Consider the following 22347-nt stretch of genomic DNA (forward strand, 5'->3'; position numbering starts at 1 on the left):
TTATTTATAATTATACACCTTGGAAGCGTACTCAACGTTAATTAACATTCAAGGTGCTCATCCCGCCATCTACGCCTATCACCTGACCTGTGATCCAGCTACTCTCATCACTGAGTAAAAAAGCAGCTACATTTGCGATATCATCTGCGGTCCCAACACGTTTGAGAGGGTGTCTAGCATCCATCATCTCTTTTTTCTTGTCATTGCTTAAAAGACGTTTCGCTAGCGGCGTATCCGTAAGTGATGGTGCAACTACGTTTACGCGTATTTTTGGGGCATACTCTGCAGCTAATGCTTTAGCGAAACCTTCAATGGCGCCTTTTGCAGCAGCAACGCTTGTATGAAAAGGCATTCCAACTTTTACGGCTACGGTGCTAAAAAAGACAAGACTTGCCTGATCTGATTTTTTAAGAAGCTCCATAACTTGATGTAGGATTTTTACCATACTTAAAAAATTAAGTTCCATATCATCCCTAAAGGTATCTGTAGAAAGCATTTTGAAAGGCTTTAAATTGATGGTGCCTGGGCAATACACAAAACCATCTAGATGATCGGGTAAATCGTTTAAATCTAATTCGTCTTTTTCTGCGTCATACTTAATGTAATTTACATCTAGATTTCCTATGTTTTCATTGGTTCTTGATGCGACATAAAGTGTATGTTTAGTATGTAGTTTTGTAGCAATTTCAAAACCAATTCCGTGACTACCGCCTATTAAGAGTATATTTTTTGCCATGTTTTTTGTGTTATAATTTATGATATGGGTGCTTTGTATTCACCGTATAATTCTACTAATTTCTTTTTTCTGTATTCAAAAATCTCATTGAGTTTTGGCTTTACAAGTACGGGATGTACAAGCTGACCTAAAATTCCAAGAGGCACCTTGTAGTCCACAATATCCTCCATTTCTACACCACCTGGAATTTCTTTGATAAAATGTTTATGATGCCAAAGTGCATAAGGACCAAAACGTTGCTCATCTACAAAATAGGTGTGATCCTGTACGTGTGTGATTTCTGTCACCCATTTAGTTTTAATCCCTAAAACCGGTGTTACTATATATTGAATGATCTGTCCGGGATACATGGGTCTATCTGCTCCAGAAAGAATTTCAAAACCCATATAATCTGGAGTAATGGTTTTTAGATTTTTTGGATCAGAAAGTAATTGCCAAGCCTCATCTAAAGTGATGGGTAAATTTTGTTTGGCGTGAAAGGTGTATATTTTCATAGTCTACTTTAAGATGATAAAAGTATTGCTATTTTGTTTAAGAATAAAAGATATTTGGTTAAACAAAATCTAAAATTTAGTAATGTTATACATCTAAAGCTATTTTGCGCCCCCCTTCTTTAATTGATTGATAGATGGCTTCTACTATTTTAAGATCTCTAAGTCCCATACTTCCAGGCACTTTATTAGGGGTTCCTTGAGTGATATGCAACGCAAAGTCATCCATTTGTAGCGCTTGCTGTCTTTTGTGAGGAAATGAAATTTCGTTTCCGTTGGAGGTACGTCCGTGCAAGGGACCGTAAGAAAAAGCCACATCTAGTTCATACCATCCTTTATCACAAGAAGCATACAATCGATCTGCTTTGGCATTGTGTGATGTAAATATAGAACCCATCGCACCACTTGGAAATTCAAATTGAGCAGTAATGGTCTCGTCCGTGTCTTTAAAATATTCGGGTTTGGTGCTAAATTCCTGCGCAGTTACTGAGATCGGGAGTTCGCCAGTTCCATAAATAGCACCTTGTATGGCATACACCCCCATATTCATCAGTGCGCCTCCACCAGATAAGGCTTTGTTGAGACGCCATTGGTTAGGATTTGGGTTTCCATGTGATGGGTAGCCCGCTCCTGTAGCTATGTATTGTACGTTTCCAAATGTTTTCTCACGGACCATCCGCTGGATTTCTTGCGTATGGGGTTCGGAGTGTAATCGATACCCAACGCTTAATTTTACATTTGCTTTCGCGCAAGCGTCAATAATCGCCTGACATTCAGCAACGCTGACTGCCATGGGTTTTTCACAGATCACATGCTTTCCAGCTTTCGCCGCTCGGATACAAAAATCGGCATGCATGGCGTTGGGAAGAACGACGTAGACAATATCTATTGCATCATTGTTGACAATCGTATCAAAGGTTTCGTAGTTGTATATATTCTCTTTTGGGATGTTATATTTCTCTGCCCAAATTTTTTCTTTTTCTGGAGTTCCTGTCACAATCCCTGCAAGATGACAGTGCTTAGTTTCTAGAAGTGAAGGCGCCAATTCGTAGGTGCTATACGTACCAAGCCCCACCAAGGCAATGCCAAGGCTTTTTTTATTTTCTGAGTTTTCAAAAGCACATGCTAGTGGGATATTACTTAGTAAGGCTACACCACCAACGGCTTTGGATAGTTGGGTGTTAAAGGTTCTCCTATTCATAACTCAATTTTTAAGAAGTGAATAGAAAGGTAGCTTTTTTTCGCTTAAAGCGAAAATCCATACTGTGTTCTCTACGCTCATGTATCTTGTCTGTAAATTGCATTCTTTATCAAAGGAAAGGGAAAGGAGAAAAATGCAACTGATTTGTATCGAGTTTCTATTTGAGTAAAATTACTTGAATAGTAAGCGGTAATTTCGGTACATTTCGGCAGGCTCAATGCAACGCTATTTTAAAACTTCACTACGTTACGTTGTAAAATCACACAATCACCTTACTTCTTTTTAAAAATCAGCAATCAACAAACATCATCGCAACATTGATCATCCTTTACTAGTTTGCAACTCATCACAGCGAGGATAGCTCCGATAAACGGGGCGGTGACATATAACCACATAGGTTCCCACTGTCCCGAGAAAATGGCGGGGCCGATAGAACGTGCTGGATTCATAGACGCATTGGTCATAGGGCCTGCAAACATCGCTTCTAAGAGGACAATTCCACCGATAGCGATTCCGGCGATGACGCCTATTTCTTTTGAGCCCGTAGAGACATTAATAATCACAAGCATTAAGAAAAAGGTGAGTAAGATCTCTAATACAAAGGCTTTATAGTGTTCAAATGAAGGGACGGTACTTCCTAGAAATTCACTTTCGGGGAATAAAAACCAGAGGATTGCTGCTGCTAATGTAGCTCCTAGGACTTGTGCTACGATATATTTAGGTACTTCACGCCAAGAGAATTTTTTCGCGTAAGCAAAAGCAACCGTCACAGCAGGGTTAAAATGTGCTCCAGAAATATCTCCAAAAGCATATATCATTCCCATCACGATGAGTCCCCACGTAATAGCAATACCAGGATGAGTGACAGCTCCATTTGTAATCTCATTAACAGTCATAGCTCCACAGCCACAAAAAACCATAGAGAAGGTACCAATAAGCTCGGCGATATATCGCTTCATGTATTTTGAATTTTGAACAAAGATACAGTGTACGATATTAAGATTTTGTTAACGTTTACTAGGCAAGGGAATGGTATTTTTGTAAGGATATCCAACTTGGTAAACAATTCAAGTAGATATGAGAGCTATCATTACATAAAATTAGATAACACATTTAAAACTAAATGATCATGAAGAAATTACTTTTAGTTGCTTTTGTGAGCCTATTAACCGTAGGATCATACGCACAAATTAACACGCCTGCACCAAGTCCGTTTTCAAAAATGGAGCAAGTAGTAGGATTGACCGATGTCAGCTTAGAATATTCACGTCCAGCAATGCGTGGAAGAACGATTTTTGGAAACTTAGTGCCTTATGGTAAAATCTGGAGAACAGGAGCAAACCAACGTACTAAGATTACATTTTCTACGCCTGTTACTGTAGGAGGAAAAGAACTTAAAGCAGGAACGTACGCTATTTTCACAAAACCAGAAGCAGCTTCTTGGGATGTATATTTTTATACAGAGTATCAAGGAGGCGGAGCACCAAGAGAGTGGGATGACGCTAAAGTAGCTGCGATGGTCAATGTACCTGTACAGAAAATGCCAATGATGGTGGAGTCATTCACGATCACGATTGACGATCTTACAAACAATGGCGCAAACCTAGGAATCCTTTGGGCAGATGTATATGTAGCGGTTCCTTTTGGAGTTCCTACAGAGAAAATGGTTTCTGCACAAATCGAAAAAGTAATGGCTGGACCAGGTGCTGGAGATTATTATGCAGCTGCAGTATATCTAGCTGATAGTGATAAAGACATCAAGAAAGCTAAAGAATACATGGATAAAGCAATGGCTATGACAGAAAAGCCAGCTTTTTGGCAATTACGTCAGCAGTCATTAATCCTTGCAAAAAGTGGTGACAAAAAAGGAGCGATCAAAGCAGCTCAAGCATCATTAGCAGGAGCAAAAGAAGCAGGTAATGCAGATTACATAAAGATGAATACCGACTCTTTAAAAGAATGGGGAGCGATGTAAGTTGCTTACTCTATAAAAAAAAAACACCTTTGAAAGAAGGTGTTTTTTTATGCTTTTAAGTTTGCTTGTTTTTGAATGTCTTCTAAAATAGCAATGATTTTTTTACCGTGTTTGGAGCCTACAAAAAACTCTGTATTTCTATTTTTTGTTTTGATCAGTAGGGCAGGACCAGGTTTTGTGTTAAAGAAGGTTCCTTTGCGACTTATTCTATAACCTATCCCTGCATACCAAGGTAAGTGTACAATTTCTGCCGTACTGAGATCAAGATCGTCTACAGGAATTTGTCTTTTAATAAGTCCGATGCCAAATGTGACGCTTGCTACTTCTGTGTTAATAGTAATGGTCATATTGTAGAAAGCCACTATAGGTAGGCAATTAATAATCACTAGCGGAATAGCATATAGCCAAGAAACAATAGGTCTATTGCCCCATTTGAAATAGGTAGCAAGCACTATAAATGCAGTAATAAGCACGAATAGTGAAACAAACCAATACATAGTTTGTGTCTCTTTGTATTTTACTTCTTTCATCTTTTAAAGATATAGAATTCTAGCATTTCAAAGATAATCGGTAAAACACGATACGCTTAGCCTCCTAGTATTTAATCATAGGTTAATCCAATCTTCTTACGCACTTGATCAAGTAGAGAGATCAGTTGTAGACTTTTTTCAAACGTCATGATATCGCTTTCTGTTTTGCCTTGCGCGAGCATTTCTTGACAATGTACAATCTCGTAATGATACCCGTGTACCGAGACTGGAAAGTCAAGGGTTTCTGTGATGCCGTTTTTGGTGATGGTAACGTTGGTAGGATCATGAAAACGGCTGTTGATCAGGATCGTTCCTTTTTCCAATTCGATACGGCAGGTCGTATCTGTTTGTGTATCGATGGCAGAGAATAAGTGTGCTTTTACCTGATTTGCATAGGTGAGTTCCATGTCACAGTTGAGGTCGATTCCATTGGTGTCTAGGGTTGCTTTAGCTTCGATGGTTTCTGGAATTCCTAACATTGTTAGCGCGGCAAATAGGGGGTAGATGCCTACGTCCAAAAGGCTTCCGCCTCCTAAGTTTTTATTGTACAATCGATGCGATGGATTTTTGGGGACATCAATCCCAAAATCGGCTTTCAAACTATTAATCGCTCCTAATTCGCCTGAATGTGCCGTTTGTAGGGCAAATTGATAATGTGGCACAAAATAGGTCCATAATGCCTCCATGAGGAAGGTGTTTTCCGCTTTCGCGAAAGCGATCATTTCCTCCACCTCTTCTTGATTCATGGCAAAAGGCTTCTCACATAAAACCGCTTTTTTATGCGCTAAGCAAAGCAATGTGACCTCCTTGTGAAAGGTATGCGGCGTTGCGATGTATACGATGTCTACGTTAGGGTCTTTGACCAATGCTTCATAGGTTCCATAAGCCTTTTGAGCGTTGTGGTGCTGTCTAAAGTTTTCTGCCTTTTCTTGCGACCGACTCCCTACGGCATAAAGTACTGCACCTTCTGTCGCTAGGACATCTTCTGCAAATTTGTGGGCAATACTCCCACATCCCAAAATAGCCCAATTCGTATTATGCATTTTCTGAGGTGTTAAGTCTAAAAAAGGTTTCTATTCCTGTTGCAATTAGCATCACCAAAGCACAACCAAAGAGGTTGAGCCATAAATAGGGCATCCAATCACTAAAATAACCTACAAGCACAATCGCTTGTGTGATTAATGCAGCGATAAAAACAGCATTACTGCGAACATATTTAATGAAAAATGCGAGCAAGAAGATGCCTAGGATGTTTCCGTAAAAAATAGATCCTATGATGTTGACCAACTGAATCAGGTTTTCAAAAAGACTAGCGGTACAGGCGACAATAATGGCGAGTACACCCCATCCCAACGTAAATAATTTGGTCGCATTTACATAATGCTGCTCGTCTTTTTCGTCTTTTACATTTCGCTTGTATAAATCGATAGCCGTGGTAGCTCCAAGGGCATTGAGTTCTGAAGCCGTAGATGACATTGCCGCTGAGAGAATCACGGCCAATAATAATCCGATTAGTCCTTTAGGGAGGTTGTTTAAGATAAAGTGGATAAAGACATAATCTTTATCGTTACTTTCTACTGTATCACTGGCTTTTTTAATGAGTTCTTTGGCCTCTGATCGGAGGTTTTTATCAACATCTTCAAATTTTTCTATATACGAGTATTCCTCTCCGTTTTCTATAAACCGATCATTTGCAGGATCTTTTGCAAAATTATAGGCAGCACCTTTTTGATATTTGTGATTTCTTTCTAATCGTTTTTCGATGGCTTTGTACTCATCAGCATATTCAGAGGCATATACGGCTTCTGTAGCTGCTGGGTTAAAGTTTAAAGGCGTTGCATTGAACTGATAAAAAACAAATACCATAACACCCACTAACAGGATAAAGAATTGCATAGGGATTTTTAGGACACCATTAAAAATAAGCCCAAGCTGCATCTCACGAATATTCTTTCCAGACAAATAACGTTGTACTTGACTCTGATCGGTTCCAAAATAGGAAAGCATTAAAAAGGTACCTCCTATAATACCACTCCATACGGTGTACCGATTATCAAAATCAAAAGAGAAATCGAGTAATTCCATTTTATCTCCTGCTCCTGCAATGCTTAGTGCGTCTGAGAAAGAAACCTCTTCTGGGAGATAATCTATAATTAAAAAGAAGGCAATGAACATCCCAATAAAGATAACCCCCATTTGTTGTTTTTGGGTGACACTTACTGCTTTGGTTCCTCCAGAAACGGTATAAATAATAACAACGATTCCAATGACAATATTGAGCATAGTTAGATTCCAACCTAATACTGCCGATAAGATAATGGCAGGCGCATAAATCGTGATTCCTGCGGCTAGGCTTCGTTGTGTTAAAAATAGAATAGCAGCAAGCGATCTGGTTTTAAGATCAAACCTGCTTTCTAAATACTCATAGGCGGTAAAAACTTTAAGCCGATGATAAATAGGAATAAACACCAGACAGATAATGACCATGGCAAGGGGAAGGCCAAAATAAAATTGGACAAATCCCATTCCGCTATAAAATCCTTGTCCTGTCGTCGATAAGAAGGTGATCGCACTCGCTTGAGTTGCCATGACAGAGAGTCCTACGGTCCACCATTTGGAGGTGTTCCCTCCGCGTATATAGTCTTCTACATTTTTACTTCCCTGTGTTTTGTAAACACCATAAAGCACTATAAAAACAAGAGTAGCGCCAAGAACAATCCAATCAATAATTTCCATATTAAACGTATTGTCTCATTAAAAAATAGAATAATATAAAATAGATCACGTTGGCTAGTAATACAAGGGTGTACGATTTTTTCCAAACATATTTAGGTTCTTTATCCATCGTGTTATCCTTTTACTTTTTTGGGTGTTTCTTTTCCTATTGATAGCATATTTGAGAATAGGCGATAGGCACCAGAAACGCCTGCTGGAAGTTCTCTAAAGAAACTCAATCCTGTATAGATATAATGCCCTTCCCCGTAAGGCGCAACAAGTAAGCTTCCTTCTTTAGCCGTTTCTCCTTTGTCTTGCATGGATAGAATAGGAGTATATTCACTAGACCACTCGTTAGGGAAATAAAGCCCACGTTCTTGGGTCCAGCCTTCAAAATCTTTTTGGGTAATCTTATTTGGGAAATTCATGAGCGGATGATCTTCGGCAAGGATTTTTACATCACTGTACTCATCTGTTACACGATCACGAGAGAGTTTCATAGGATAGGGCGCTCCAATTTTGGTATTGCCCCAACGGCCACTTGTGTTGTATTGTGCAATCAAAGTACCTCCTTCTTTTACATATTCTAGAAGGGTAGGTTGTTTGCTTTGTAATTCGTCAACGACATTGTATGCTCGAATACCCACAACCACGGCATCAAACTGTGCTAATCGTTCTTTGGTAATTTCTTCTGGTTTGATAATGGCCACTTGATAGCCTATTTGCTCTAGGTTTTGAGGTACCGCATCGCCAGCCCCTTGGATGTAGCCTATATAATCCCCTCTACGTTCTATATCCAATCGGACGACTTTTGCTTGTGCAGGAAGAAATAAGGATTGTAAGGGGATATGGCTGTAATCAATTTTCACCAATTCTTTATCATAGGTGGTCGAGCCGATTGTGATTTTTGGCGTAATCACGCCTTCATCTTGATTGGCAGGTGGCGTCACCGTAAAAGAAACAGTTTCTTGTTGTCCTTTGGTCGCAATGTTTATAGGAGCACTCTGAGGTGAGACTTTCCAACCTTTTGGGATGTGTAATTGTAGCGTACCTGAAAGTTCATTTTTATGTGCTGTAACAGTTACAGGAATTTGTTTGGTGTCTGCATTAGCAAAAATGAGTACTTTATCCTTAATACTCGTAGAGGCTTCTGGAACGATTTCAAAAGGTTCATATACTTCGCCTTTAACACGGTCATTGTATTTATAAACGATCGCTTTGTCAAAATTGAAAGGAATCCCTTCAATCATAATTTCAAATGTAACTACGTTTGTTCTTGGAGTCTCCGGTTTTCCGATGAGTCGGCGGTCATCTACGCGATACATTCCGAGGGTACCTGGGTTTTCTAACCAATACGCATTGGTAGCGGCAAAGGCATTAGATATGGTGACTTTTTCTTCTCCTTGATATCTGTTATTATTGAGTAACATTTCTCCTAGTAGCTTACTTTTTTGAGAAGGTACTGCAATGCTATTCAGTGTCATAGCAACATCAGTTCTGTTAATAGCTTCCAGTTTTAAAGTGACTTCTTCACCTATGGTGGCGGTTTGCGTGTTGGCAACGGCTTCCAAATACAATCCAGTACAGGCAGCGATGAGGTCTTTAATTTCTTTACTTTTTATCGTTTTCCAGTGCTGATCGTCTAGTTTTTGAAGTGCTGCGTAGGCTTGTGCAAGTTTGGGAACACTTTTTTCTGGATGTGCGTGGTCAAAGTTTTTTTCGACAGCTTGTAAGAGTGCAGCGACTGTAGAACTTCCTTTGACACGTCCCCAAGTAGTATCTATGCCTTGGAAAACATCATTGTTGGTGGGCATGATGCCGCGTAATAATTCAAAATACGTTTCATTGCTTCCGCGGGATCCTGTATTTCCAAATCCTTGTGATTTATGTTGACTCCGACTCAGCGAAGAGATTTCGGTATTTGACATTCCGTAAGCAGGGTAATAGGTGCCTACATCTACTTTGACGAGATTGGATTTGTCCGCTTTCGCGAAAGCGTCCTGACTCCCATAAAACCACCAGCTAGTATTGAAAAATTGGCGTTGCGGTTGCCATGTCTCTGTATATTGCAATTGATCGGGATATTTGGTTGGGTCATTCACAAGATCGAAAGCTTCGACACTTAGCATCGCGCTTGAAGTATGATGCCCATGTGTGGAACCTGGGGATCTGTGGTCGAAACGGTTGATGATCACATCAGGTTTGAAGGTTCGCATCGCCCAAACGACATCGCTTAAGACTTCATCTTTATTCCAAATCGCAAGGGTCTCATCGGGATGTTTTGAGTAGCCAAAATCATTGGCTCTTGTAAAACGCTGTTCACCTCCATCAGTAGCACGCGCAGCCAGAAGTTCTTGCGTACGAATCACACCGAGGAGTTCGCGGAGTTCTGGACCTATGATATTCTGCCCTCCATCACCGCGTGTAAGCGAAAGATAGGCAGTACGAGCTTTTACGGTGTTTGCAAAATAAGAAATAGCTGTGGTGTTCTCATCATCTGGATGTGCGGCAACATATAAAACTGATCCTAAAAAGTTGAGTTTTTTAATTCCTTCAAAGATCTCTGAGGATGTTGGTTTCTTGGGTTGTACAGTGATTCCTTGTGCGTTGATTTTCGCGCAAAGCGAACAAATAAGTAGTGTAGCTACAAAAGTAATAGTACGCATTGTGTTTTGGTGTATTGAGTATTTTCAAATATAACCAAAATGGATGCGTGCAGGAATCCTTTAGAGTTTCTTTAACTTTTAACTTTTGGTCGGTAGCTCTTAGCTGTTGGCTATTTTAAAATATAAGACTGTGAAAGTGAACAACTAAAAGAAAAGCTACTAATTACCTAAATCTTAGCTCTTCACCTCATCGAGGGGAGGTGGATATATGGAGGTACGACATACAGACGGAGGGGAGCATTGGATAATTAAGCGGTAATTTCGATACGATTTTCGCGAAAAGCGAAAATCACTCAATCACCTTTTGTCACTTCATCATTCGATATTTTTTATTCGATATTTACTTCACACTTCACACTTCACACTTCACACTTCACACTTCATACTTCACACTTCAGAATTCGTCGCTGGTACTTCCAACCTCGTACTTCCAATCTCGTGCCTTATTCAATTCATTCCAATCCAAGTTCTGTGCGTAAACCAGCATCTGCATTACTGTTTTTAGACCAATACGCGCTTTTGATAGTTTTGATGCGGATAGCTTTGGTGGTAAGTGCTTTGCCATTGGCTCCGTAGCCATCTACATACGTATCTTCCCAACTTTCGATGGTATAGGGAAAGGCTTCTGAAAAATTGATCACTAGTGTCCGTGCTATTTCTGGGTATTCTAGCGTGTACGATGTAGCCGTTAACGTACCTTTTGCTTGATAGGCTTTGAGTGGAATGTGTTTCATACGTGTAAACGAAAAGTCAGGAATGGCATTAAAGTTTCCTGTTGGAAGGGCTTTAGGATCTATGCGGAGTTGCGTCCATAATTCGTTTTCGAGCACGTCTTTTGCGAGGGTAAAGTTTTGATCGGCTTCTCCTTCAAAATAGGAGTGAGATTTCACTTCATACTGACCACGGTTATTGATTTGCGCGTATTGGTGACCGCACCATTCTTGCATGCTTTGTGATACTTTGATGGCATGTTTTTCTTCAAATACGGGATAAAATGTACTCGTCATGACCGAATAGGGATAGATACCTGTGTTGAAGTTTTTTGTCATGTTTACTTTTAAAACGGGAATGTTTGCTTCGTTTTGACGGTCGGCTTTTACTTGTATTTCTGGCAGGAAATCTTCGGTGACAAAAATAAGCGCTGCGGTACCATCGCGCATTTCACCATAGCGTGCTTGCTCTAGTTTGTAGGAAGAAATTTCTGCTTTTCCAGCATACCAATAGTCTTTAAATTCTTGTGAGATGTTTCTTTTCTTAGTGATCTCTAGTGTACTATTGGCAGTGGTCATTCCTGCGTTTTCTGTAGCTTTTATTGGTTCTTTACAACTAGCAATAATTGTAGTGATTGCCACAGCAATCATTAAAAGGAGTGATGTACTTTTGAGTTTGATTTTTTTTATTCGGAATGACATAGCTTGAATTTTAGTTAAAATTACTAAAAATTCAAGAGTTGGCAAGTTGCATTAACGTTTCATATACTTTATGTGTGGGCAATCCCATCACATTAAAATAGGAACCTTCTAGTCGGGTGACAGCAATGTAGCCAAACCATTCTTGTATCCCGTAACCGCCGGCTTTATCGTATGGCTGGAAGTTATCTATGTAATAATTGATTTCTTCTGTAGTAAGGGGTTTAAAGGTAACTTGGGTGGTATCGTGTATGGTGATTTGTTTTTCAGGCGTTGTAAAACATACACTGGTAATGACTTGATGTGTGTTTCCAGAAAGACTTGAAATCATGTCAAATGCATGGTCTCGATCTTCGGGTTTATTGAGGGCTTTATCTTGAAACCAAACGATGGTGTCACTGGTTATGAGGATATCATTCTCTTTAAGGTTATTAAAAGCAGCCGCTTTTGCTTGGGCGAGATAATCTGTGATTTCCGCTCCTTTATAATGGTCGGGAAATACTTCGTCAATGGGTTTGAGTTGGATCGTAAACTCTACTCCAAGTTCTTTAAAAAAGAGTTGTCTACGAGGGGATCCAGAAGCAAGAATGATCTGTTTATGCTGTAATCGGTTAGATAGCATTTTCGATGGCGTGTGATATGAATGGAATGGAGATAATACCTATAAACATAATGATCTTTAAGACGATAGATAATCTTGAAAACTGACTTTTCTTATCGGCTTCCCATAATTGGGTGGCTACATATCCCAGCGGTGCGATCACTCCAAAAAATAAGATGCCTACAGTAAGTTTGTCTTCATATAAAAATGTAAAGGTATACCAAGAAATAAGGGTCATGGTGAGTAAACTAAGTACCGAGGCAACCCGAGCGGTTCGTTTTGCACCAAGGACTATGGGTAATGTCCTATACCTTGCCACATGATCTCCTTGGATATCTTCTACATCTTTTACAATTTCTCGAATGAGATTAATCAAAAATGCAGCAATAGAAAAATCTATGATGATATCTAGCAAGAACATTTTAAACTCATCGATGATGACAGTTTCAGCTGGAAATAACTCAAAAATACCAACCGTTATGATGGTTAAAGCTACGGTTAGGCTAACGAGTAAATTCCCAACCAAGGCAATTTTCCTTAAAAACCTAGAGTACATGTATAACGCAAATGCAGACCCTGCGAAAATAAGAAAGTAGAAGGGTTTTTTGTGAACCGCACATAATATAAAACCAAAACCAATTCCTATAAATGTAAATAAGTAATAGAGAAGTTTAGCTTGCTTTTCGTCAATTGAAACGCCGACAGTTCTTTTTTTTGGTTTATTGATTTTGTCTGCGGTGACATCAATAATATCATTTATGATGTACCCTCCAGCAGCGATACACACTGTCGCTATGACTAAAAAAATAAACCCTAGTCGACTTAATGTTACGTCAATATCAAAAGGTTTAAAAAAGGCATACAAGATGATACATTGCGTGGCAATAACCATTATCAAATTAGGAAAACGGATGAGACGTAAATACTTCACTTAAGTTAGGTCTGTGTGGTGTATAAATAACAAAGTAAGGGAAATTAACTAGAGTATAAAAAAACTTGTGAGTTTTTAACGTCAGTAAGTTGTAATTAGCTCATTAGTTGACTTCTATAATGACCTATAAAGAATCCTGTACAACCTCCTTTATTTCAGTAATGATCGTATCTATTCTGGTGCTTGTTGTATCTTTAATGGTGTTTTGAGTGGCTTCTATGATGGTTGTCAAATCCCTCATCCCTTCCATATCTATATCATTTTTATTAGGATAAAGGTCTTCATCTGTCAATCCTTCTGAAGTTTTCCATGTTTCGCCTAATTGTCGTAAGATGGTTTCTTCCCATTGGGATGGGTGTTTGGCATCGACCCAAATCACATCGCGATACTCTACATCAATTAACGCAAGATCGGGTGTGGCTGCCCCATCAAATTTTTTACTGTCATCCCGTTTGGCAGCGATGGTACTAATCACAAACATGCGTTTACGTCCGCCTATGTGTTTGACAAACGGTCTAAATTCGACGGGTTTATTTACAGACCAATCATATTCTTTGCGAGACTCAACCACCTTAAGGGGCATGGCAGAAACCCCTGCAAGTCCTTCTTTTTTGGCCGCATGGTTATAGTAATATAATTTGTCGGTTCCGTCTCCAGGAATTAATACACTAAAAGACAGGCTTGTACGTTCTTCTCCGATAGGTTCTAATCCAAACCAATGATACAAGCCACTGTAAGCTTGTGTTTCAATACCACTCCAATTAAAATCAGTGACAAAAGGCTGCTGATTTTCATCATCTTTGAGATCTGGTATTTTTACAGCTGTTTCCATATTCCATGGTAACGGATCTGTAAAGCCACCTAAAAACTGAAGCGATTTCGCTTGTAATCGAGATACTTTTTCACTCAGTGTATTTTGCTTGGTTAAAAATGGATAATTTTGCGTTTCCTCGGGCGATACATAAGTTCCTTTTCCGATGGTAATACGCTCTATATAATCAGCAGCGGTGTGTTCTCCAGCTTCAATAATCATCACCCCACCGTAAGATGGGTATGGAAAAAAGAAACCCTTCCATTTAATGAGGTTGACGACTTGTACCCATTTGCCTTCGTCGTTTTTCATATAATACACTTGGCTAGGTTCTAATGTAAATAATTGAAAGAAATTAAAACGTTGCACCACGGCATTATACGTATTTCGACTAAAGGCTAGTGATTCTCCAATGGAGAAGGTCACAGGAACCCTGTTTTTATCGGCAAAACGAGGGAAAGGGGAGGTGCTTTCTACGGTAAAAAGCTCTTCTGTGTTGTCATTCATTCGTTGGAACATATATTCCTTTGCAGGTTGCACCGCCATCGTCCACTGATTCACTGTATCAATTCGCACTAATTGTGGAGGCGATACCTCTTGGGTTTCTCCAATAGACTCATAGGCCATCGTGACAATATTATTGTATGGTTGAATCCGTTCGTTTTGAGTGAGTGGAAGTTCGTGAATCTCGACGAGATTTAGATTTTTGTAGACATTATAGGTTTGCATGTATTGGTACAATCCTGTTTTCCAACCTGCAAACCATAAGATACCAAAAAAGGCAGCAATCCCAACGAGATATAAAACACGTTTTCCCGTGTGTGCGCTTGCGCGAAATTTTCTAAGAATCCACCACAAAAACAGGAGACTGATTAGAATGATAAACACATACTTGCGGACAAACAATAATGCGGGTTGATAGTCATCTCTTAGGAAGAATAATAGTAAGATTAACACGACTGCACTGATGATCACAATCCGTTTTTGTTTGCCTCCTTTTTGCCAGTATGATTTTATCATGGTTGTTTGTTTTACCCGCGCTAGCGATATTTTATATCATATCCGCGAAGGCGGATATCTCATGTTTTTTGAATTATTGTTCTCGCTTTCGCGAAAGCGGACTTATTCTGTTTTAAATTAAAGTTCACTCAGCGCTAACACACCCCTTAATCCCCTCTTTCTAAAGGGGAAACTCTTACCTCTTAGTTTTTACTTCAACAATCGGTATTTTCGGTATACTTTTTCGCGAAAGCGAAAACCACTCAATCATCTCCCATTTCATACCCGCCCTTCGACTATCGCTAAGGATAAACTCTGGCGGGTATCTCATTGTCGTTAATTAAAAATCACCAATCTCCAATTTATTTTATCATCCCTTTATCCTTAAAGCGATCTCTCGCGCTTTTTTTAGGAGTTTCTTCAGCGGTGTTTTTTGGGGTTTCTTTGGTTTCTGGAGCAGGTTGTTCTTTAGATTCAAAGGTTTCTTTTACATCTTCGGTAAATTCGTGTACCATTTCTTTTCCTTTATCAAATACTTTTTCAATGGTTTCTTTCTTGGTGCTATTTCGTGCAAACAAAAACGCCGAAGCGATATAGGTTCCAACCATAGTGCCTACAATCGCCGAAACAAAATATTGTACAAACGCTTGAATGGGTGTCGCATATTGAAGGATAACAGCAGCAATGATAAATAATAAACTCACATATACGAGCCGCATTAAAAAGGGCTGTAAGTGTATAAACCCTTTGCGATTGTCGGGTTTCATTTGGAGCTCATCATTGTGTGTGAGCTTATTGATGAATCTATAAATTGCATTGCTTTTGGATTCTCTCCAGTATAATGCAATTCCAAAAAGAATGGAAAGTATAAAGATGATGATTTCTAATGTCATGGTTGGATGGTGTCTTTAGTTATATGTACGATATATAGGCTTTTTGTTACGTTTCTTGTAAGATAATGAAATATAGAAAAAAGAATTTAGATGTACCGTTTCTATGCATTCCTAGCTATAGTTGACCAATTTTAGGTGGGTTATGGTAAAAAAGGCTAGCTCTGCGACTTTAATCGTGCTTAATGACTCCCCGCATCAAACTCCCGCATCCATTTGCCTTGTACTTTAAGGACTTGCTCAATCACATCACGAACACAGCCTTTACCACCATTTTTATGCGAGATGTATTTGGAGATTTCTTTAATTTCTTTCACTGCATCCTGCGGACAAGTGGGGAGTCCGACCATTTTCATCACAGGATAATCAGGAAGGTCGTCACCCATGTACAAGATATTTTCTGTTTGGATGTTATGCTCATTAATATATGCTTTGAGCTGCGTCATTTTTTGATGCGCTCCCAAATACACATTTTTAACGCCAAGTGCTTGCAGGCGATGACGTACACCTTCGTCGGTTCCTCCAGAGATAATACACATGTGAAACCCTTCATTCAGTGCCGTTTTTAAGGCATAGCCGTCTTTTGTATTCATCTCGCGATGCATTTGTCCGTCGGTGGTGATTTTTAGCGTGCCATCGGTAAGGACGCCGTCTACGTCAAAAACAAAGGTGGTGATTTGATGAAGGTATTCTTTATAGCTTTTTTCCATAATGTGTAATAATAGAGGCGGTAAGTGTTTTATATATTGATTTGTAATTTTCTTTTTTAAGCATGTCCAGATGCTCATTGATAACAGTGGTATCGTTACGTTTAGCAGGGCCTGTTTGAACATCACTAGGTGCATGCGCTACTGCTTTTTGTGCTGTTTTTTCTAGTAATGCATGTAACAATTCAAACGGAATATTCTCGGTATTGCATATCTCCTCTGCAATGGTATAGCAATGATTTGTGAAATTATTGACAAATACAGCGGCGAGATGCGCTTGCTTGCGTTGCGAACTATCTAGATGATGGATTTTAGTAGTGATGCGTGTTGCTAACTTTTGTAATTGTTGAAGATCCTCTTCGTGAGAAGCTTCTATACAAATAGGAATCTTAGTAAAATCAACTTGATCGTTTTTTGAAAAACTTTGCAACGGATAAAAGACGCCTTTACGATCTTGCGGCAGTATTCCCATGTCCATACTTCCTGCGGTATGTACAACCAAACTATGCTTATAAGGTATTTGTGAGGCTACCGCTGCTATGGCTTTATCTGATACGGCAATGATGGTGATATTGGCTGGGCGGAGTTCGCTGATTGTAACAAGGTTTTTGGTAAAAGGAGCAAAATCTTGGAGCTTCTCTTTGGAGCGCCCAGCGATTTGCTGAAGCTCGCATCCACTAACTTTTGCAAAGTGGTCTGCCAAGTGCCAGGCTACGTTTCCAGTTCCGATTAAATTGATCGTTATCATCAGGGTAAAAATAACGCTTTTTGGCGTCTTTTATGCGGGTCTTATCAGGATGTTATTATACTTATTTAAAAAGTAGCTTTTGGAACCATAGGTAAGATACTGCGATCTTGAATAAGGGGTAATTTCTTAACGAATATTAACAAGGGGAGTTGTAGGGTTATTTGCCTTCTGTGGGTTATCTTTGCACTCGAAAAAATGGCCGAACGCTATGCAAAAGAAACTTGTAAATATTTTGTTCTCCACTCGTTTGATGGGACTCCTTTTTATAACCTATTTTGTCGCGATGGCGGTAGGTACTTTTTTAGACTATGCACAAGAAACGTCTCCTACACCGTATTCTCGTGTTTGGGTGTATAATTCTTGGTGGTTTAGCTTAATTCATATTTTGTTTGTCATCAACTTTTTGGGTAATATTTTTCGCTTTAAGCTGTTGCGAAAAGAAAAAATAACAACTCTTATCTTTCACGTTTCCTTTATACTTATTCTTATTGGTGCAGGGATTACCCGATATATTAGTTTTGAAGGGGTCATGCCTATTTCTGAAGGAGAAACAGCAACTACTTTTTTAAGTGAGAAAACATATCTAGAGCTATTGGTACAAGGAGAAATTGATGGGCAACCTATGCAACGAACCTTGGATAAAGAATTAATGCTCTCAACGAGACTCAATAATAACTTCACCTGGGATACTGATTTTAATAACAATCCGATAGAAGTAAAGTTCAATAAATTTATAGGAGGAGCCGAAGAAGGATTAATAGAAGATGAAACAGGGAAATACCACCTTAAAATAGTGGAGACAGGTGACGGTGGAGGAAGACATGAGCATTATCTTGAAGAGGGCGAATTGGTAAATATGCACAATGTCCTTTATGCGTTCAATAAGCCTACAGATGGTGCCATTAATATAGGATATGATGGTGAAAACTATACCATACGTTCTCCTTTTGAGGGAGAGTATAAAGTAATGGCTACGCAAACTGATTACCCTTTTGTAAAAGACAGTGTACAGCCTCTACAATTACGCTCCTTATACAATTTACAAGGATTGTTATTTGTGATTCCAGAACCCGCTGTAAAAGGAAAAATAGGGATTGTAGAAAAAGCCATCAAACAAAAAAACGAGCAGGATGCCTTGTTTGTAGATGTTACGGCCAATGGAGAAACCAAAACCGTAGGATTACTAGGTGGAAAAGGCTACAGCAATGATAAAAAACTGATAGAAGTAGGAGGATACAAAATGTATTTATCTTATGGTAGTAAGTCAATACCACTTCCTTTTGGGATTAAGTTGAAAGATTTTATTGCAGAAAAATATCCTGGTACGGAGAGCAGCTACGCTTCGTTTACCAGTAAAATCACAGTGGAAGACGAGGAGTCTTTTGACTACGATATTTATATGAACCATGTGTTAGATCACAAGGGGTATCGCTTTTTTCAGGCGAGTTTTAAAGATGAAGAGCGTACCACAATTCTATCGGTAAGTCATGATTTTTGGGGTACTTGGGTAACTTATATTGGCTATTTTTTATTATATCTAGGGATGATGCTTATTTTATTTGACAAAGGGTCTCGTTTTGGAGAACTCAAAAAAACCTTGGATAAGATCAAGTCTAAAAAGTCTAAACTGGCTATGATTCTTGTATTATTCGCTTTCGCGAAAGCGGAAACAGCTTTTTCACAAGACATTAATACCTCGGCAGTAGTTGTTCAAGACTCCATACCTACGGTAGATTTAACAGAAGAGCCTATTATTGCTATTCCTTCTTCTGATGATGCGCACGAAGATAAAAATAGACCGCTTACAAAGTTTCAAATAGATTCTTTGATTATAGCAAATGCAGTACCGGCTGAGCACGCAGCTAAATTTGGCCGAATGGTCGTTCAAGATGGGGGAGGTCGTATGATGCCTATTAATACCTATGCAAGTTTATTGTTGCGTAAAATTAGTCGTAGTGATAATTATGCAGGATTAAATGCAGATCAAGTGTTACTGTCTATGATGGAGAATCCTTTTATCTGGAATTCAGCAGAAATTCTGTATCTGAAAAAAGGGAATGACAGTATCCGTAATGTAATTGGGGTGCCTAGTGATGTTAAGAACTTTAAAGTACTAGATTTCTTTACAGATGATTTTCAATATAAATTAGAACCTTATTTAGATCGTGCTTTTAGTGAGGCAACACCTAGTATAATTGATAAAGAATTTAGAGATGTTTCTTTGAGATTAGGATTGTTAAATAGAACATTATCTAAGGCAAACTTGAAAATTCTTCCAAAGCCTAATGATCAAAATAATACGTGGATCTCTCCAATAGAAGTTAAAGATGTCGGATATCGAGCTACCGATTCTGTTATCGCTAATCAAATATTTCCAGCGTACTTATTGAGTCTTCGTAAAGCGAGATTAGATGGAGATTACTCAGATGCGGATAAAATTTTAGCGGGTATTGAAAAATTTCAAAGACGTGTCAGTAATGATATCATGCCAACTGCCGAAAAGATAGACGCAGAAATTTTGTATAACAATAATGATCCTTTTACAAAACTGTATTGGCTCTATATGCTAGCGGCGCTTTTTATGATGATTTTTGTGATTACAGAAATCTTTAGTCCTAGTAAGTTTGTGTCTTTTATGGTACAATTAGGAACAATTTTAGTAACGATTTTATTTTTACTACACACAGGGTCGCTTATATGGCGTTGGTATATCTCAGGGCATGCTCCTTGGTCAAATGCGTATGAGTCTGTATTATATGTAGGTTGGGCAACGATGTTTTTTGGTCTTTCTATTTCCATTCAGAACTGGGTGGCAACACAGAAAATATATAGTATTCAAAAAGTGAGTAAGATTCTTTTACCCTTTGCCATCATTGGAGCAGGAGTGGCCTCTCTGGGAGATATTTTATTTGGAAAAAAAGGGTCCAGTTTAACGGTAGCCAGTACTGCGTTTGTGACTGGGTTTATCTTGTGGGCTGCGAGTATGAACTGGATGAACCCAGAGATAGAGAATTTACAAGCGGTGCTTAATAGCTATTGGTTAATGATCCATACAGCCGTAATTGTAGCGAGCTATGGTCCTTTCGCATTAGGCGCTATTTTAGGGATTGTATCTCTATTCTTAATGATTTTCACCACAAAGAAGAATAAGGTGAAAATGGATCTCAATATCAAGGAACTTACTGTCATTAATGAGATGGCACTTACCGTTGGAATGGTATTGCTCGCCATAGGTACATTTTTAGGAGGTCAATGGGCTAATGAAAGCTGGGGTCGTTATTGGGGTTGGGATCCAAAAGAAACGTGGGCGTTGATCTCTCTGATCGTATATGCTTTTGTGATTCACATGCGACTCATTCCAGGATTGCGTGGTAAATGGTTATTTAACTTGTTGTCAATTATTGCGCTTGGGAGTATACTCTTCACGTATTTTGGTGTGAATTTTTATTTATCAGGATTACATGCCTACCAGAGTGGAGGTGATATAGCGAATGAAAAAATTATCATAAGTGCAGCTTTCATTGCGATATTAGGGTTTTTGTCCTATCGTAAATATGCTACTTATTATAAGAAATCTTAACTCGTGAATAGTCCTGTAGCTTCTTGATCTGATTCAATACCAAGTTTTTGGTAAAGATTGGAAGTCACTGTTTTCAGTTTTTCTGTAGATAGATTATACTTAGTGGCAATACGTTCATTTGTCAACCCCTTAGAGATACTATCTAATACTTTAATTTCAATATTCTCCAATTCAAATTGCTGAATCAAAGATTCCAAGTACTGATCGTTAGAATCTTGAACATTTTTATAACGATCCAAAAGCGAGAGGCTTTCTAAGTGCATCTTTATTTGATGCTTCATAATAACGGTCTTCCCTTGTATTTTTCTAAAACTAACAATTAATGAAAGTGCAATTAATGTGAAGTTGATAAGTGAAGCAATGCTGAGTTGAAACGAGGAAAGATTAAGAATACTAATACCTAAACCATGCAATATAAAAGCATCACTCAAAATGAGAATATCTATGGTATAGATAGTAATCATTAAAGGAAGATATCGAGTGTTTTTAGCGTTGTATAGTGTGATACACCATAATAGTAGTACACTCAATATGGCGGTGATATCGGTTAATAAGAAACTCCAATGCGTGTTAAATATCCAATACGTGCACAAAAAGATAGTTGAAAAAGCGCTTAGTGTAATAAAGATATACTGTATAGGTTGTTTCTTCTTTTTGAATTTCACATAATTAAATATATACCCTGTAGCACATAAGCCCACTAGAAAATGACCAAATAATTCTATACTACTTACAATAGTAGGTTTTGCATTAAAGAAGTATAAAATATTATCTCTTGACATAATAGAAATACAGACAGCTGTAATAACAATACCATAAAAGAGAAATACTCTATTTTTTGTTACAATAAGAAATATAATCGTAGCTAATAACAGTGATAAAGCGGTTCCATAAAAAAAGCCAATGCCTAAAAGGCTATTTTTTTCATTTTTCGCAAAGGTAGCTTCGTCTTTTATATGGATTGGGAAATAAGCTTCTAGAGGGAAATCAGCCTTGAGGAATAAAGGAAACTCTACTATTTTGTTGAGAACAAAGAAAGAGGGGTATCGCGTATCAGCCATCAAAGCAATTTCCTTTCCATTAATATCGTAAAGTGATGTCTCTTTGGAGTGAGCATTTTGAAGTTCTATAATTGCTCTAGGTAAATCAATGGCATCTATTTTAAACCAATAGATGCCATTATTTGTACCGTGATTTATATCTTCAATGGGAGAGAATGTAACCTCTTTAAGATCTGCAACGGTGATCTCGTGGCCTGTAGCAGGTTTATAATAGGAAACGGTTTCCTGTGAAAAACCTGTCATTACACAAAAAAAAGCAACAATAAAAAATATCAAGCGCATTTACACAAATTATA

18 protein-coding genes are annotated in these 22347 nt (G+C 38.6%); 2 read left to right on the forward strand and 16 right to left on the reverse strand.

The window, feature by feature from the left end:
* Positions 1-37: 37 nt before the first annotated feature.
* The 4 genes from ACFO3O_RS09725 to ACFO3O_RS09740 all read right to left on the reverse strand — a co-directional run bounded on the left by ACFO3O_RS09725 (position 38) and on the right by ACFO3O_RS09740 (position 3423).
* Entirely contained in the window at positions 38-736 is a 699-nt protein-coding gene (locus ACFO3O_RS09725; RefSeq protein ID WP_379978411.1) for an SDR family NAD(P)-dependent oxidoreductase, read from the reverse strand.
* A 17-nt stretch (positions 737-753) separates the two neighbouring features.
* A complete protein-coding gene (locus ACFO3O_RS09730; protein ID WP_379978412.1) occupies positions 754-1230 on the reverse strand; it encodes an SRPBCC family protein in 477 nt (158 codons plus the stop codon).
* An 85-nt stretch (positions 1231-1315) separates the two neighbouring features.
* Positions 1316-2428 (reverse strand): Gfo/Idh/MocA family protein, encoded by a 1113-nt coding sequence (locus ACFO3O_RS09735; protein WP_379978413.1) that lies wholly within the window; start codon positions 2426-2428, stop codon positions 1316-1318.
* A gap of 296 nt (positions 2429-2724) precedes the next feature.
* On the reverse strand, positions 2725-3423 hold the full coding sequence (locus ACFO3O_RS09740; RefSeq protein ID WP_379978605.1) for an MIP/aquaporin family protein: 699 nt from the start codon (positions 3421-3423) through the stop codon (positions 2725-2727).
* Positions 3424-3557: 134 nt separating this feature from the next.
* Here ACFO3O_RS09740 and ACFO3O_RS09745 point away from each other — a divergent pair, with 134 nt between their 5' ends.
* A complete protein-coding gene (locus ACFO3O_RS09745; protein ID WP_379978414.1) occupies positions 3558-4403 on the forward strand; it encodes a DUF2911 domain-containing protein in 846 nt (281 codons plus the stop codon).
* Between the two features lie 47 nt (positions 4404-4450).
* Here ACFO3O_RS09745 and ACFO3O_RS09750 read toward each other — a convergent pair whose 3' ends face one another.
* The 11 genes from ACFO3O_RS09750 to ACFO3O_RS09800 all read right to left on the reverse strand — a co-directional run bounded on the left by ACFO3O_RS09750 (position 4451) and on the right by ACFO3O_RS09800 (position 17410).
* A complete protein-coding gene (locus tag ACFO3O_RS09750; protein WP_379978415.1) occupies positions 4451-4933 on the reverse strand; it encodes a hypothetical protein in 483 nt (160 codons plus the stop codon).
* Between the two features lie 71 nt (positions 4934-5004).
* The gene (locus ACFO3O_RS09755; RefSeq protein ID WP_379978416.1) at positions 5005-5976 is read right to left on the reverse strand and encodes a Gfo/Idh/MocA family protein; all 972 of its coding nucleotides are present in this window, start codon (positions 5974-5976) and stop codon (positions 5005-5007) included.
* Positions 5969-7669: a sodium:solute symporter family protein gene (locus ACFO3O_RS09760; protein WP_379978417.1), complete on the reverse strand. Its 1701-nt coding sequence runs from the start codon at positions 7667-7669 to the stop codon at positions 5969-5971. The genes ACFO3O_RS09755 and ACFO3O_RS09760 overlap by 8 nt, the downstream gene beginning before the upstream one ends.
* Before the next feature lie 113 nt (positions 7670-7782).
* Entirely contained in the window at positions 7783-10314 is a 2532-nt protein-coding gene (locus ACFO3O_RS09765; RefSeq protein WP_379978418.1) for a PIG-L family deacetylase, read from the reverse strand.
* A 452-nt stretch (positions 10315-10766) separates the two neighbouring features.
* Positions 10767-11726, reverse strand: a complete 960-nt coding sequence (locus ACFO3O_RS09770) for a septum formation inhibitor Maf (protein WP_379978419.1) — start codon at positions 11724-11726, stop codon at positions 10767-10769.
* 31 nt (positions 11727-11757) lie between these two features.
* Positions 11758-12345 (reverse strand): Maf-like protein, encoded by a 588-nt coding sequence (locus tag ACFO3O_RS09775; protein ID WP_379978420.1) that lies wholly within the window; start codon positions 12343-12345, stop codon positions 11758-11760.
* Positions 12335-13255 (reverse strand): geranylgeranylglycerol-phosphate geranylgeranyltransferase, encoded by a 921-nt coding sequence (locus ACFO3O_RS09780; RefSeq protein WP_379978421.1) that lies wholly within the window; start codon positions 13253-13255, stop codon positions 12335-12337. The genes ACFO3O_RS09775 and ACFO3O_RS09780 overlap by 11 nt, the downstream gene beginning before the upstream one ends.
* Positions 13256-13379: 124 nt before the next feature.
* Complete coding sequence (locus ACFO3O_RS09785; RefSeq protein WP_379978422.1) at positions 13380-15086, reverse strand: hypothetical protein; 1707 nt, start codon at positions 15084-15086, stop codon at positions 13380-13382.
* A gap of 341 nt (positions 15087-15427) precedes the next feature.
* The gene (locus ACFO3O_RS09790; RefSeq protein WP_379978423.1) at positions 15428-15958 is read right to left on the reverse strand and encodes a hypothetical protein; all 531 of its coding nucleotides are present in this window, start codon (positions 15956-15958) and stop codon (positions 15428-15430) included.
* Positions 15959-16137: 179 nt separating this feature from the next.
* Positions 16138-16665 (reverse strand): KdsC family phosphatase, encoded by a 528-nt coding sequence (locus ACFO3O_RS09795; protein WP_379978424.1) that lies wholly within the window; start codon positions 16663-16665, stop codon positions 16138-16140.
* Complete coding sequence (locus tag ACFO3O_RS09800; RefSeq protein WP_379978425.1) at positions 16649-17410, reverse strand: Rossmann-like and DUF2520 domain-containing protein; 762 nt, start codon at positions 17408-17410, stop codon at positions 16649-16651. Before ACFO3O_RS09800 ends, ACFO3O_RS09795 begins: the two co-directional genes overlap by 17 nt.
* Before the next feature lie 208 nt (positions 17411-17618).
* Between ACFO3O_RS09800 and ACFO3O_RS09805 the strand changes: the two genes are divergently transcribed.
* Positions 17619-20990: a cytochrome c biogenesis protein CcsA gene (locus ACFO3O_RS09805; protein WP_379978426.1), complete on the forward strand. Its 3372-nt coding sequence runs from the start codon at positions 17619-17621 to the stop codon at positions 20988-20990.
* On the opposite strand, the gene ACFO3O_RS09810 is transcribed toward ACFO3O_RS09805, so the two are convergent.
* Complete coding sequence (locus tag ACFO3O_RS09810; protein WP_379978427.1) at positions 20987-22333, reverse strand: LuxR C-terminal-related transcriptional regulator; 1347 nt, start codon at positions 22331-22333, stop codon at positions 20987-20989. The two genes, ACFO3O_RS09805 and ACFO3O_RS09810, sit on opposite strands and share 4 nt — an antisense overlap.
* Positions 22334-22347 lie beyond the last annotated feature (14 nt).

Origin of the sequence: Dokdonia ponticola, assembly GCF_042653865.1 — a bacterium.
GTDB classification, from domain to species: Bacteria; Bacteroidota; Bacteroidia; order Flavobacteriales; family Flavobacteriaceae; genus Dokdonia; species Dokdonia ponticola.